12 protein-coding genes are annotated in these 12,886 nt (G+C 62.4%); 6 read left to right on the top strand and 6 right to left on the bottom strand.

Annotation, left to right across the window (positions count from 1 at the left end):
- Positions 1–3: 3 nt before the first annotated feature.
- From lptE to CW354_RS07655, 3 genes are all read right to left on the bottom strand, one after another.
- Complete coding sequence (gene lptE, locus CW354_RS07665; RefSeq protein ID WP_104829425.1) at positions 4–654, bottom strand: LPS assembly lipoprotein LptE; 651 nt, start codon at positions 652–654, stop codon at positions 4–6.
- A 22-nt stretch (positions 655–676) separates the two neighbouring features.
- Positions 677–3,256, bottom strand: a complete 2,580-nt coding sequence (gene leuS, locus CW354_RS07660; RefSeq protein WP_104829424.1) for a leucine--tRNA ligase — start codon at positions 3,254–3,256, stop codon at positions 677–679.
- A 69-nt stretch (positions 3,257–3,325) separates the two neighbouring features.
- Positions 3,326–3,793: a DUF3576 domain-containing protein gene (locus CW354_RS07655; RefSeq protein WP_104829423.1), complete on the bottom strand. Its 468-nt coding sequence runs from the start codon at positions 3,791–3,793 to the stop codon at positions 3,326–3,328.
- A gap of 439 nt (positions 3,794–4,232) precedes the next feature.
- Between CW354_RS07655 and CW354_RS07650 the strand changes: the two genes are divergently transcribed.
- A complete protein-coding gene (locus tag CW354_RS07650; protein ID WP_104829422.1) occupies positions 4,233–5,453 on the top strand; it encodes a porin in 1,221 nt (406 codons plus the stop codon).
- 198 nt (positions 5,454–5,651) lie between these two features.
- The gene (locus CW354_RS07645; RefSeq protein WP_104830051.1) at positions 5,652–5,996 is read left to right on the top strand and encodes a VOC family protein; all 345 of its coding nucleotides are present in this window, start codon (positions 5,652–5,654) and stop codon (positions 5,994–5,996) included.
- Here CW354_RS07645 and CW354_RS07640 read toward each other — a convergent pair whose 3' ends face one another.
- Positions 5,997–6,629, bottom strand: a complete 633-nt coding sequence (locus tag CW354_RS07640; protein ID WP_104830050.1) for a thiamine phosphate synthase — start codon at positions 6,627–6,629, stop codon at positions 5,997–5,999. It lies immediately after the preceding gene.
- On the opposite strand from CW354_RS07640, the gene CW354_RS07635 reads away from it, so the two are divergent.
- The 3 genes from CW354_RS07635 (at position 6,618) to arsC (ending at position 8,489) form a co-directional block, all read left to right on the top strand.
- Positions 6,618–7,340, top strand: a complete 723-nt coding sequence (locus CW354_RS07635) for a YggS family pyridoxal phosphate-dependent enzyme (protein WP_104829421.1) — start codon at positions 6,618–6,620, stop codon at positions 7,338–7,340. The genes CW354_RS07640 and CW354_RS07635 overlap by 12 nt on opposite strands.
- 88 nt (positions 7,341–7,428) lie before the next feature.
- Positions 7,429–8,118 (top strand): response regulator transcription factor, encoded by a 690-nt coding sequence (locus tag CW354_RS07630; RefSeq protein ID WP_104829420.1) that lies wholly within the window; start codon positions 7,429–7,431, stop codon positions 8,116–8,118.
- A gap of 23 nt (positions 8,119–8,141) precedes the next feature.
- Positions 8,142–8,489, top strand: a complete 348-nt coding sequence (gene arsC, locus CW354_RS07625) for an arsenate reductase (glutaredoxin) (protein WP_104829419.1) — start codon at positions 8,142–8,144, stop codon at positions 8,487–8,489.
- On the opposite strand, the gene CW354_RS07620 is transcribed toward arsC, so the two are convergent.
- The gene (locus CW354_RS07620) at positions 8,486–8,977 is read right to left on the bottom strand and encodes a DUF302 domain-containing protein (protein ID WP_104829418.1); all 492 of its coding nucleotides are present in this window, start codon (positions 8,975–8,977) and stop codon (positions 8,486–8,488) included. The two genes, arsC and CW354_RS07620, sit on opposite strands and share 4 nt — an antisense overlap.
- A 12-nt stretch (positions 8,978–8,989) precedes the next feature.
- Positions 8,990–9,916 (bottom strand): patatin-like phospholipase family protein, encoded by a 927-nt coding sequence (locus CW354_RS07615; RefSeq protein ID WP_104829417.1) that lies wholly within the window; start codon positions 9,914–9,916, stop codon positions 8,990–8,992.
- Between the two features lie 228 nt (positions 9,917–10,144).
- Between CW354_RS07615 and CW354_RS07610 the strand changes: the two genes are divergently transcribed.
- Positions 10,145–12,853 carry an ATP-binding protein gene (locus CW354_RS07610; protein ID WP_104829416.1) on the top strand — a complete coding sequence of 903 codons (2,709 nt, stop codon included), beginning with the start codon at positions 10,145–10,147 and terminating at the stop codon, positions 12,851–12,853.
- Positions 12,854–12,886: the final 33 nt, after the last annotated feature.

Genomic DNA, 12,886 nt, shown 5'->3' with positions numbered 1-12,886 from the left:
GGCTTATTCGTCTTCTTTGTTTTCAATGACGATGGGCCCGTCGAAGCCGTCGTCGCCGACAATCGGTTCGACGGTTTCGCCGCGCCGCGGTTCGTTCAGAATTTCTGACGGATCGAGATCGGTTTCGTAATCGCGGCCTTTGGATTTCGCCCGTTCTTCCGGCGTCTGGTCGAACTGGATCAGGAGATCGCGTTCGATTTCTTCGGCAAGGAGGCGCGCGGCTTTTTCGATTGCGGTCCGTTCGGCGAACAGGGTCGAATATTGCGAGCTGACGATGTTGTAGGAGGTGACGGCGCGGGCCGATCCTTCGAAGCGTTCGCCCGTGACGCTGTCGACAACCCTGTAACGCGCCGACAGGCGGTAGTTGTAACGGGTCACAGTGGCGTCGATCTGCACGGCGAGGCGCTGGGCTTGTTCATTGGCTTCGACGTAAAGATCGTAACGCGGCGTCTCGTCGCCGACAGCGCCCATGCGGCCATGAAGGGCTTCGACGATATAGGGCGCGACAATGTCCGGCGCGGCGACGGTCCTGACGGCGACGAGACGGCTCACCGGCGTTTCGCCTTCGGCCGTCGCATAGAGCGGACGGAAGCCGCAGCCGGAAAGAAGGAGCGCGCTTGCGGTTATCGCGACGAGGATGGCTGTTCGCTTCATCTGCCTACGCTTTTCTTTCCGCTCAATTGGCGACGATATTCACGATCCGCCCGGGCACGACCACGACCTTGCGGACGGTCTTGCCCTCAATATGCCGCTTTACGGCCTCATCGGACAAGGCCGCTTGTTCCACAGTCTCCTTGTCGGCGTCCGCCGCGACCGTCAATTCACCGCGGCGCTTGCCGTTGACCTGCAGGCCGAGGACGACTTCGTCTTTCGCGAGGAGTGCGGGATCGGCCTTCGGCCAGGGCGCGTCGCAGACAAGCCCCTCCCCGCCGAGGGTCTCCCAGCTCTCTTCGGCGAGATGCGGGGTGAAGGGCGCAATCAGGCGCGCCAGCGCCGACAGGGCTTCGGCGCGGGCCCAGTCTGACGCGCCATTCTCTTTTTTCAGCGCGTTCAGGAATTCATAGATGCGCGCGATCGCCTTGTTGAAGCGGAAATGGTCGATGTCGTCGGTGACGCCGGCGATGGCGGCGTGGGTGGCCTGCCTTAAAGATTTGTCGGCGTCGTTTGCTTCCGGTTTCGACAGGTCGACAGTTTTCAAGGCGCCGGGCGCGGCCTGCACGGCGTCCCAGATGCGGTTGATCAGTTTCCACGCGCCTTCGACGCCGCTATCGGTCCATTCGACATCGCGCTCGGGTGGCGAGTCGGAAAGCATGAACCAGCGCGCGGCATCCGCGCCGTAAGTCTTCGCGATCTCTTCGGGCGACACGACGTTCTTTTTCGACTTCGACATCTTTTCGATGGGGCCGATTTTGATCGGCTTGCCGTTGTCGGCGCGTTTCGCGCTGTCTTTTTCAATGACCACCTCTTCCGGCAGCAGCCATTCGCCGGTCTCGGGATCGCGATAAGTCGCATGCACCACCATCCCTTGCGTGAACAAATTCGCGAAGGGTTCGTCTACGGACAAATGTCCGACTTTCTTCATGGCGCGGGTGAAAAACCGCGCATAAAGAAGGTGCAAAATGGCGTGCTCGATGCCGCCGATATATTGATCCACGGGCAGCCAATAGTCGGCGACTTGCTTTTCGACCGGCTTGTCTTCCGGCTGCGAGGCGAAGCGCGCGAAATACCATGAGCTATCGACGAAGGTGTCGAAAGTGTCGGTCTCGCGCCGTCCCTTGCCGCCGCATTGCGGGCAGTCTGCATGCTTCCAGGTCGGGTGGCGGTCGAGCGGGTTGCCGGGTTCGGAGAAGTCGGCCTCATCGGGCAGCTTTACCGGCAGGTCTTTTTCTGGAACCGGGACGACGCCGCATTTCTCGCAATGGATCGCCGGGATCGGACAGCCCCAATAGCGCTGGCGCGAGACGCCCCAGTCTCTGAGGCGGAATTGCGTGACGCCCTTGCCGAGCCCTATCTCCTCGATCTTCTTGATCGCGGCGGCGATGGCGTGTTCCACCGAAAGGCCGTTCAGGAAATCGGAATTGAAGATTGTTCCCGGCCCGATATAGGGCTCGCCCTCCAGCGCGTAGCTTGCCGCGTCCTCGCCTTCAGGCAGCACCACCGGCGGGATCGCCAGATCGTATTTGGTCGCGAAATCATAGTCGCGCTGATCATGCGCCGGACAGCCGAAGATCGCGCCTGTGCCGTAGCCCATCAAAACGAAATTCGCGACATAGACCGGCAGGCGCCGGTCGTCGAACGGGTGGCCGGTTTCGAGCGCGGTCTTGTAACCGCGCTTTTCGGCTTTCTCGATGGCCTCTTCGGAGGTCCCGGCGCTCTGGCATTCGGCGATGAAGGCCTGAAGACCCTTGTCGTTTTGCGCCAGCTCGACGGCCAGCGGATGGTCCGGCGAGATCGCGATGAAACTCGCGCCGTAAAGCGTGTCCGGCCGGGTGGTGAACACCTCGATCCCGTCTTCGAAGCCTTTCGGCGCCATCGTTCCGTCTGCAAAACGGAACTTCATCTGCAAGCCTTTTGACTTGCCGATCCAGTTTTTCTGCATCAGGCGGACATTGTCCGGCCAACCGGAAAGCCGCCCGTCATCGAGCGCCGCCAGAAGGTCTTCGGCGTAGTCGGTGATCTTTAAAAACCATTGCGACAGCTTGCGCCGCTCCACGGGCGCGCCGGAGCGCCAGCCCTTGCCGTCGATCACTTGCTCGTTGGCGAGGACGGTCTGGTCCACCGGGTCCCAGTTGACGAGGCTTTCCTTGCGATAGGCGAGCCCCGCCTTCCAGAACTCCAGGAACATGCGTTGCTGGTGCTCGTAATAGTCAGGATCGCAGGTGGCGAATTCGCGCGACCAGTCGATGGAAAGGCCCATCTGTTTGAGCTGCCCGCGCATGATGTCGATATTGCCGTAGGTCCATTTCGCCGGATGCGAGCCGGTCTGCATCGCCGCGTTTTCCGCCGGCATGCCGAAGGCGTCCCAGCCCATGGGATGCAGGACGTTATAGCCGCAGGCCTTTTTGTAACGCGCGATGACGTCGCCCATGGCGTAATTGCGCACATGGCCGATATGGATGCGCCCCGACGGATAGGGGAACATCTCGAGGACGTAGTATTTCGGCTTGGTCTTGTCGGCGCTGGTCTCGAAGGCTTTGGCTTCGGTCCAGCGCTTTTGCCATTTCGGCTCGGCTTCTTTCGGATTGTAGCGGGACATTGTCCTGATCTTTCGGCAATAAAAAACGGCGCCTAAGCGCCGTTCTTTCCATCATTCCAGCGCGAAATTCTAGCCTTCGATTTGATTGAGGCGAAGCTGGCGCGCGCGGGTGAGGATCGCGTTCTCGATCTCGCGGGCCGTCGCCGGATTAACCGTGGCGTCGGTCCAGGCCCCGTCTTCGCCCTGCACTTGCCGGAACACGGAGACGCGCAGCGCGTCGGCCCGGAGAGATGAATCGAGAATATAGACATTGGTCTTGAAGCGCTCCCCGGGGACTTCCGGGTTCACATACCAGTCGGTGATGATCAGCCCCGCAATCGGGTCGGCCGAAAAAACCGGCAGGAAATCAAGGGTTTCGAGAGAGGCCGCCCAGAGATAGCGGTTCACTGTGGTGGCCTGGGCGTGGCCGGACTTGTAGCTCGCAAGGGTTTCGTTGCGCGTGCCGCTGGCGCTGGAATTGCCGCCGCAGGCAGCGAGAATCGCGCTCGCGCTTGCCAAAGCCAAGACCTTGAACATAATAGATTTTTCGGACTTCATGGATGATTGTCCCATTCCTGTGAGCAACTCCGGGCGCGCCCCCGCCGCCGGAGAGTGGCTTTCCTACCACAAACCGGCAATTACACAACGCCAAAGCGCCGCTTCGCTTGAACGCTCCCGATCGCTGCGCCATTATAAGGCAAGGTCATAAAGCTGTTAACTTTATGCCGTTAACCTTTTTGCGCGCCAAATAAGCTCATGCTGTGGCGCGGAAATTGAACGCGAAACGCCGCGGGGGCGGCGAGAGCGGACTTTGGGTGCGGCGGAGCTTGCAGCGTCAGGGGTCTGTTGCGTGAGGGGAAGCCGGTTCGCCGGCGGCGTTTGGATCGGCGGGGGCCGGTTCGGGCGGAACGAAAGACAAAAGAATGAGGTCCCGGCCTTGCATCGGGGCTCACTGACGGTAGAAGCGCGAAGACGAGAACAGCGGATTGAACGAGGCATGACCGGTTTCCGGAGAGTGTTGCTAGGCGCAGGCGCGGCGGTGATTACCGCCGGCGCGGCGCATGCCGCCGACCCGGTCAAGATCGAAGTCGACGGCGAGGCGAGCGCCGCCGCCGGTCTCGTCGACGGCGACGCCAGGGGCGATGTCGACGCCGAGATCAACGTCAAGGGTTCGACCATCCTCAATAACGGCCTCGAAGTGGGCGCCGGGCTTTCCGCGCGTCTCGACGGCCAGCAGCCGCGCCAGCTTTTCGGCGGCGGGCGCTATTCGAGCCTTCTTATCGGCGGCCCGCGCGGCATCGCGCCGGTCGGCAGCGACGCTTATCTGCAGGGCGCTTACGGTTACGCGCGCGGGTCTTTCGGCCAGTTGATCATCGGACGCGAAAAAGGCGTGGCGCGCATGCTCGCCGTCTCCTCGCCGACGATTTTCACCTCGGTCAATGTCAGCAACTGGCAGACGGATCTTTCCGGCCTCAACGACATTCACACGCTCAACGATTTCACCGGTTATTCCACCAAGTTCACCTATATGCCGCCGGCGAATTTCCTCGGCGGGGTTCTTGGCGGGCTGCAGCTCGGCGTTTCATATTCGCCGCAATTGCGCAATTGCGGCGATCTCATCTGCGCGCCGGAAGGCGGCTTCCTGATCTCGCCCGAGGGTGTCACGCTGACAAGCGAAAGCCATTGGGACGATGCAATCGAAGCGGCGCTTTATTACGAACGCGGCATCAAGCTTTCGAGCCGGGACCGGCTTTATCTTGGCGTCGGCGCGAGCTTTGTGACGGCGGACGAAGACACGCTGGCGCCGCCGTCGATCTATAATAATTATGAAGCCTATTCCATCGGGCTCAATCTCGCTTTCCGCGGCATCACGCTCGGCGGGTCGGTCAAGTCGACCAACGCCGGCCTCGCCTCTTTTGAAAATGACGGTTATCTCGCCTTCGATGCGGGGCTTACGTTCCGCACGGGCGAGGAGGAAGGCGACGTCGCCTTCATGCTCGGCGTCGGCCAGTCGGAAGCGAACGCGCTCGCCGCGAACCCGCTGGATCCTGCGCTTTACCGCGATACGCGCTCCGCTCAGGCGGGCGTGACCTATGTTCTCGGACGCGGCATTACGGTCGGCGCCGCCGCCCAATATGTCGAATCCAAGAAGCCTGTCGCCGCAGGCGGCCCGGAAGAGGCCGCTACGGTGGTGATCGAAAGCTCGATCAAATTCTAAAGTTTCTAAGCGCCTAAGCTGCTTAGAGGGGATATGAAACAGGGCGGTCCTTTTGGGCCGCCCTGTTTTTTGTCCGGCTTTCCTGGGGGAGAATTCGGCATGGGCGCCGTCCGCTTTTCTGTTATTGTAACGGCGTTGGCGGCTTCTTGCGGCGCATCCGGCGATGGTGCGCCTGCTGATGATATGGGAGACGCCTTGATGTCTAAAAACAATCGCATCGATTATGTGGAGCTCGCCGCGGAAGATTTATCCGCCGCGAAAGCGTTTTACGCCGCCGCTTTTGGCTGGACGTTCCAGGACTGGGGCGAGACTTATGTCAGCTTCGAGGGCGCCGGTCTCGACGGCGGCATTCGCGGCGGGGAAAAGCCCGTGGCCGGCTCGACCCTCGTCATTCTTTATGCGGACGACCTTGAAGCAAGTGAAAAGCGCGTCGTCGACGCCGGCGGCGAAATCACTGAACGTCACGACTTCCCGGGCGGGCGGCGGTTTCATTTCCGCGACCCGGCCGGCAATGTGCTCGCCGTGTGGACCAAGGCCGACTGATCAATCCAGAAACGCGCCGATGGCGGCGAGGCCCGCAACATTGGGTCCGGCGAGCATCGGCGCATTCGTTTCATCGACGCCGCCCAGCGCCAGGACGGGGACGGGGGATGCGGCGGCGAGCCGTTTGAGCGCCGCTGCGCCGAGACTTTCAGAGTCCGGATGGCTGCCCGTCGGGAAAGCGGGCGACAGGAGCGCGAGATCGGCGCCCAGCTCTTTTGCGCGCTTTAGTTCCTGGGCGTCATGCGCAGAGGCGGTGACGATCATGGCGCCGGGCAAAGGCCCCGCCGGTGAAAACCAGCGCGGCAGGTGAACCCCGTCCGCGCCGATGCGTTTTGCAAGCGCCATGTCTGCGCCGACGATCAGTTTTACGCCGCGGGCCGAACAGACCGACTTCAATTGCGCGGCGAGACCCGCCCGGCCTCTCATCGTGTAATCGCGAAGGATCACCGCCGATTCCCTAGGCAGGACCCGCGCGACCAACAGGGGATGGGGCGCACGGTGCGCATCGGTCAGGAAGGCGAGCGAAAAGGGCGGTTCCCCGAATTTCAAATGGGGCCCTGATTGGCGTTTGAGCGCGGCGGCTGCCGCTGCTAGTTTCGCCGCCCGCAAGCGGAGCCCTTGATGTCGCCTCATGAAAATCCTTCCGGCGCCGGTCCTGTCGACCCGGCCGCCAATCTCGCAAGCATTAAAGCGGAAATCGAGACCGCCCTGAAAGAGGCCGGCCGCGCGCCGGGCTCTGTCGCCGTCACCGCCGTCTCGAAATTCCACGATGCGGACCGCATCCTGCCCGTTCTCGAAGCCGGTCACAGGGTTTTCGGGGAAAACCGGGTGCAGGAAGCGCTGGCGAAATGGCCGGCGTTGAAAGAAAAATATCCCGATATCGAACTGCGCCTGATCGGCCCCTTGCAGACCAACAAGGCGAAAGAGGCGGTGGCGGCGTTCGATGTCATTGAGAGCGTCGACCGGCCGAAGCTCGCCCGCATTCTGGCCGGCGAAATGGAGAAACAGGACCGCCGCCCGACGCTCTATATTCAGGTGAACACCGGCGAGGAGCCGCAAAAAGCCGGGATCGCCCCGGCGGAGGTTGGGGGCTTCCTCACGCAATGCCGGGAGGAATTCGGGCTCGAAATCGAGGGGCTGATGTGCATCCCGCCCGCTGAAGACGATCCGGCGCCGCATTTCGCCCTCCTCGCCAAACTGGCGAAAAGCCTTGGCCTACCCGGGCTTTCCATGGGCATGAGCGGGGATTATCTGATCGCGGCCCAGCTCGGGGCGACCCATGTCAGAATTGGAACGGCGATTTTCGGGTCCCGGCCTGCTAAGGAAGGGATCACGGCTGCGTAACGAAAAGTTGTAGGCGCGATGAATTCAAAAGCCGGTCAGTCGGGGCTATGTCCCCCGGACTTCAATTCATGATATGGGCGAGAGAGCAATGAACCGCGTAAAGAAAATTCTTCTGGTCGATGATGACGAGCTCCTGTGCGATGCGCTGATCGATCAGTTTTCCGTCCATGACGAGTTCTCCGTGGAGCCGGTCTCCACCGCCCAGGCCGCCGTCGACCGCGTCAAGGACGAGGCCCATATCGATCTCATGCTGCTCGATGTGGGCCTGCCCGACATGGACGGGCGCGAGGCCTGCCGCATCATGCGCAAGAACGGCTTCAAATCGCCGATCATCATGCTGACCGGCGCCGACACCGAAGCCGATACGATCCTCGGGCTTGACGCCGGCGCCAACGATTACGTCTCGAAGCCGTTCAAATTCGGCGTTCTCCTCGCTCGTGTGCGCGCGCATTTGCGCAGTCACGAACAGAGCGAGGACGCTGTCTTCAAGGTGGGGCCGTATGAATTCCGCCCGGCGGTGAAGATGCTGGTGACGCCGGAAGAAAAGAAGATCCGCCTGACCGAAAAAGAAACGTCGATCCTGAAGTTTCTTTACCGCGCCGGCGGTAAGCCGGTGACGCGCGACGTGTTGCTGGACGAGGTCTGGGGTTATAATTCGGGCGTCACGACTCACACGCTCGAAACCCATGTCTATCGCCTGCGCCAGAAGATCGAGCCCGATCCGTCGAACGCCTCGATCCTCCTGACCGAAAGCGGCGGATACAGGCTGTCTCTTTAGGAGCGCCCGCCAAAAGGACTGAAATGACCGTCACGATCTATCACAACCCGCGTTGCTCGAAATCGCGCCAGACCCTGGCCCTGCTCGAGGAGAAAGGCGTCACGCCGGAAGTGGTTCTCTATCTCGACAACCCGCCGTCAAAAACGGAGTTGAAGGAGCTCGTGAAAAAGCTGGGGCTCGGCTCGGCGCGCGATATGATGCGCGTCAAGGAAGCGCCCTATGTGGAGCTCGATCTGGAAAACGCGACGGCGGAAACCGCGCTGATCGACGCCATGGCGGAAAACTCGATCCTCATCGAACGCCCGATTGTGGTGAAGGGCGACAAGGCCGCCATCGGCCGCCCGCCGGAAAGCGTTCTTGATATTCTTTAGCGGCCGGCTTCTTCGGCAATCGCTTTCAGGACGGCGCTCATTTTTTCCGCAGCCGGATGATCCTCGACGCCATATTCATGAAATGTGTGCGCCATGTCGCGCCAGACAAGCGTCGCTCCGCCGTTCTCGTCTTCGATCGCCAGCATTTTCAAGGGAAGTTCGAGGGCCATCAACTGTTCGGCCTGCATCGCCGGTGTCCCTCCCTTCGGGTTGCCGAAAATCACCAGCGTTGCGGGGCGCAGCGTTTGACCGATGGAGGCGGCGCCCGCCGCATGGTCGATAACAGCGAAAGTTTTGAAGCCGCGGGTTTCCACCGCCGCCTGCAACTGCGCCAGCGTCGCATCGAAACCGGCGCTGCTTTGATGGCGCAGAATATGCGGCCCATGAGACGGGCTCATCATCCCGCCGGCGGGGCCATCCTGCATTTGCGCATTCGCTGCGCCGGCGCCGAGCATGATTGCGGCGAGAATTGACGTCAGGCGTTTCACAGGCCGCCTCCTTTACTGGCTAAGCAAGCGCTCGATCGCGCTGCGCTCATTCATCAGCGCGCGGTATCCTTCCTCGATGAATTCATCGGCCCGGTCAAAGGCCGTGGGCAGGGCGTCGCGCATATCCGGCTTCACAAGCACGTCAGGCGGTTCGGCGACGGCGCGGGCGCGCGCGAGATGCATCTGGAAAATGTCGGCGGCGGCGTAGGCGGTTTCGAAAAGATGCGGCCGCGCTCCGGCGCGGGCTTTGGCCATGGCGAACTGATAGTCGATGGCCGCGCGCGTATCGTCGATGAGTTTTGTCACCGCGCCGGCCATATTGTCCGGGTGCTGTTCGCTTTTGTTGACCGGGACCGGCAAGCGCACATCGGGCGCGTCGAACCTGTCGAGCACGCGCGGCACGGCGTTAAGGTCGACGCAGATGACCGCCTCCGCGCCCAGCTTGCGGGCGAGCGAGACCGGCGCCGGGTTGGCGAGCGCGCCGTCCACCAGCCATTTTCCGCGCCTCTCCACGGCGTGGAACACCACCGGAATGGCGCTGGAGGCGCGGGCCGCCTCGATGACCGAACCCGATGTGATCTCGACCTCCTCTCCGGTGGAAAGGTCTGCGGCGACGGCGCCGAATTTCACGTCGAGGTCCTCAATGGCCTTGTCGTAGTCCTTAAAGGCTTCGAAGGCGGGCGCGGTGTCGATGAAGCCCCCTTTGTGCAGTTTGAAGGCGAAGCTCTGCAGGGCGGAGAGAGGTTTCAAGGTGCGCGCCCAGCGCTCGAACTCGTCGAGCGCGCCGATAAGATGCGCCCCGCCCACCAGCGCGCCGACGGAGCAGCCGGCGATGGCGTAGGGCTCGGCGCCGATTTCCTTCAGCGCCTTGAGGACGCCCATATGGGCCCAGCCGCGCGCCGCGCCGGAGCCGAGAACCAGTCCAAGTTTTTTGCTCATCGCGACTTTCTCCGCCGGCTTTCCTTGGCGAGATGGGGACCCCCGCCATTCCGGCCAAGACTGACAAAATCATAATGCGGCGAGGCGCGCCGCAGAAAGGGCGAAAGGCGCAAAGCGTAAGAGAAAAACCGCCTCAACACGGGAAAACCCGCGCCGGCGGATGGTGGCGCGGGATTTCGAACCGCGCCATAGTCGGGGGTTCGAATCACCCTTATCGGAGAGAGCCCCTTGTCCGGCGCAGAGCCCGCCAAATCCTCGCGAGAAGAAGGCCCCGCCACGCCCCGCGGTCAGGAGGCGGCGGCCGAGGCGCCGCGCCCGCCCTCCCGCGAGGAAATCATCGCGATGATGGACGAGGCGGCGGCCAAGGCCGGCAAACCGGTCAAGGAGAAGGCGCCCGGCGGCGGCTTCTTCAACGCGGCGACCTTCTGGCTCCTCTGGGCGGGCGTCTTCACCGCTGTCGCAGCGATCATCTATGTGATCCTTTCGGCGCGCGATTCCGGCGGGGCGGGCATCATTCTCGCCGGGGGCCTGGCGCTCCTCATCGCCGTCTTTCTCACCGGCGCGGCCATGAAAATGTTTTCCCCAGTCCTCGTCGCCGGCGTCATGCTGCGCCGCGCGACCGGCAAAAAGCCGGCTGAGGCGGTGGAACTCGCCGGCGCGGAAATTCTCGGCGCGCTGGGCCTTGCCGAGCGGGTTCTCGATTCCGATCAGGACGCGCGTCTCGTCGCCCGCCGGGACGGCGTCGTGACTTACGCCAATCGCGCCTATTTCCATCTTGCCCGCGCCGCCGGCGTCATGGGGCCCGCGGGCCTGCCGCCGCGCATCGACCGGCTGTTTGCGCAGCAGGGCGCCGAAGCGACCAAGGTCTTTCGTTTGTGCAAGGCGGCGAAAAGCGCCGAGGCCGGCGAAGAGATCATCTATCAGACCATGGGGCTCGAAGGCGGCGGCGAGCGCCGCCGGTTCGAGGTGAGCGTGCGGCCCATTCGCGGCTCCGACGAACATGTGACCTGGCGGCTGCGCGAATTGCCGGTCGACGAAAAAGAGCATGACAGTCTCGCCGCGGCCTATGCGGATTTCCCACAGCCCGTCTTCGCGCTCGAAAAATCCGGCCAGATCGCCTGGGCGAACGCCGCGGCGCGCGACAAGCTCGGCGCCAAGCGCGGCGAGTTGCAATCCATTGACGACATTGTCCTCGGCGAAACGGCGGATATTGTGAGCGGGCTCTGGCGCATCGACCGCGACCCCATCAGCGCGCAGGTGCGCCGGCAAAACGCCGAGCCCGCCGATGCGAGTTTCGTCGCGTTCCGTCGCGGCGGCGTCGGCGAAGGTTTCGCCTGCGTCGAGATGATCATCGATGAAGACGGCGATGAAGTGGAGGACGTGGCGTTGTCCGGCGATATTTCGGAATCGCCCTTCGGGGTCGCCATTGTTGAAGGCGAGATCAATCGCGACGGCCGCGTCATCGAGGCGAACAAGGCCTTCACCGACGCCTTCGGCGCGCAGAAGAAAAACGCGCCGCTCGTCAAATCCGTGACGCAGGCGACGCTGGAAGAACTGGCCGACGAAATCCGCCGCAAGACCCGGGCGGGCGGCGCGCCGAAAGGCATCGAGGCGACGGTGGGAAGCGGCGTCCATGCGCGCACTTATGCGCTTTTCGCCCGGCCCGTGCGCAGGAAGCGCGGCTCATATGGGGTGCGCCGCACCCTCCTCTATTCGGTCGACGTCACCGACCGCAAACAGATGGAAGAGGAATATGCGCAGGACCAGAAGCTGCGCGGCATCGGCGAGCTCGCAAGCAAGGTCGCGCACGACTTCAACAATTATCTTCAGGTGGTGATCGGCCATTGCGAAAGGCTGATGCTGAAACATCCCGCCGGCGATCCGGCTTATGCGGATCTCATTCAGATCCGCGAAAACGCCCAGCGCGCGGCGAACACGACGAAACAGCTTCTCGCCTTCTCGCGCAAGCAAACGCTCAAAAAGGAAGTCTTGTCGATCACGGAAATCCTGCGCGATTTCTCCCGCTTTTTGACGCGCACCATCGGCGAGAAGGTGAAACTCGAACTCATCAACGGGCGCGGCCTGCCCACCGTGCGGGTCGACCGCCACCAGCTTGAAACCGCGATCATGAACCTCGCCGTGAACGCCCGCGACGCCATGGGCGCGAAAGGCGGCACGCTGACCATCCGTACACAATGCGTTACCGCTGACGAAGTGAAAAAACGCGACGTGCCGGGGCTTCTCGACCAGGATTATGTGTTGATCGAAGTCTCCGACAGCGGGCCGGGCATTCCCGAAGACATCGCCGGCAAGGTCTTCGACCCGTTTTTCACGACAAAAGACACCGGCAAGGGAACCGGCCTCGGCCTCTCCACGGTTTACGGCATCGTCCGCCAGCTCGACGGGGTGATCACGCTGAAAAGCGGAAAGGGCGCGACCTTCGACATTTATCTTCCCGCTTATGACCAGGAAAAACCGGCCGAGCCGGAAGCGTCGAAAACGGCGGAAGAGGCCCGGCCCACGCGTCCGGCTGAGCCGCAGGATCTCACCGGCGCGGGCCGCGTTCTCATTGTCGAGGATGAAGACCCGGTGCGCAATTTCGTGGTCGCGACGCTGACCGATTGCGGCTATGAAGTGGCGGAAGCGGCCGACGCCGAAGAGGCGCTCGAACTGCTTGAAGAAGACATGGATTTCGATCTCGTCATTTCCGACGTGATGATGCCGGACATCGACGGGCCCAGCATGGTCAAGCAGGCGCGCGAGGAGTTGGGCCTGAAATCCAAAGTGATTTTCATGTCGGCTTACGCGGAGGCGGCGGTGCGCGACCAGCTCGATCTCATCGACGGCGCGGGCTATATCCAAAAGCCCTTCACGCTGCAGGGGATTGCGGCCGAAGTGAAGCAGGCGCTTTATTCGTCTGCAGAGGATGAAGGCTAAACAGGAGGCTTCGCGCGGGGCGGCGCGGGCGTA

The sequence above is a fragment of the Hyphococcus luteus genome (genome assembly GCF_002943565.1).
GTDB lineage: Bacteria > Pseudomonadota > Alphaproteobacteria > Caulobacterales > Parvularculaceae > Hyphococcus > Hyphococcus luteus.
Note: the sequence above shows the minus strand (reverse complement) of the source record. Positions and strands in the feature narration are given on the sequence as shown.

Excerpts from the sequence above, each read along its gene's own strand:
- CW354_RS07635 (WP_104829421.1), top strand. The coding sequence starts at position 6,618 with ATGTCGCCTCATGAAAATCCTTCCGGCGCCGGTCCTGTCGACCCGGCC.
- CW354_RS07630 (WP_104829420.1), top strand. The coding sequence starts at position 7,429 with ATGAACCGCGTAAAGAAAATTCTTCTGGTCGATGATGACGAGCTCCTG.
- CW354_RS07650 (WP_104829422.1), top strand. The coding sequence starts at position 4,233 with ATGACCGGTTTCCGGAGAGTGTTGCTAGGCGCAGGCGCGGCGGTGATT.
- CW354_RS07615 (WP_104829417.1), bottom strand. The coding sequence starts at position 9,916 with ATGAGCAAAAAACTTGGACTGGTTCTCGGCTCCGGCGCGGCGCGCGGC.
- CW354_RS07645 (WP_104830051.1), top strand. The coding sequence starts at position 5,652 with ATGTCTAAAAACAATCGCATCGATTATGTGGAGCTCGCCGCGGAAGAT.
- CW354_RS07640 (WP_104830050.1), bottom strand. The coding sequence starts at position 6,629 with ATGAGGCGACATCAAGGGCTCCGCTTGCGGGCGGCGAAACTAGCAGCG.
- CW354_RS07655 (WP_104829423.1), bottom strand. The coding sequence starts at position 3,793 with ATGAAGTCCGAAAAATCTATTATGTTCAAGGTCTTGGCTTTGGCAAGC.
- lptE (WP_104829425.1), bottom strand. The coding sequence starts at position 654 with ATGAAGCGAACAGCCATCCTCGTCGCGATAACCGCAAGCGCGCTCCTT.
- leuS (WP_104829424.1), bottom strand. The coding sequence starts at position 3,256 with ATGTCCCGCTACAATCCGAAAGAAGCCGAGCCGAAATGGCAAAAGCGC.
- arsC (WP_104829419.1), top strand. The coding sequence starts at position 8,142 with ATGACCGTCACGATCTATCACAACCCGCGTTGCTCGAAATCGCGCCAG.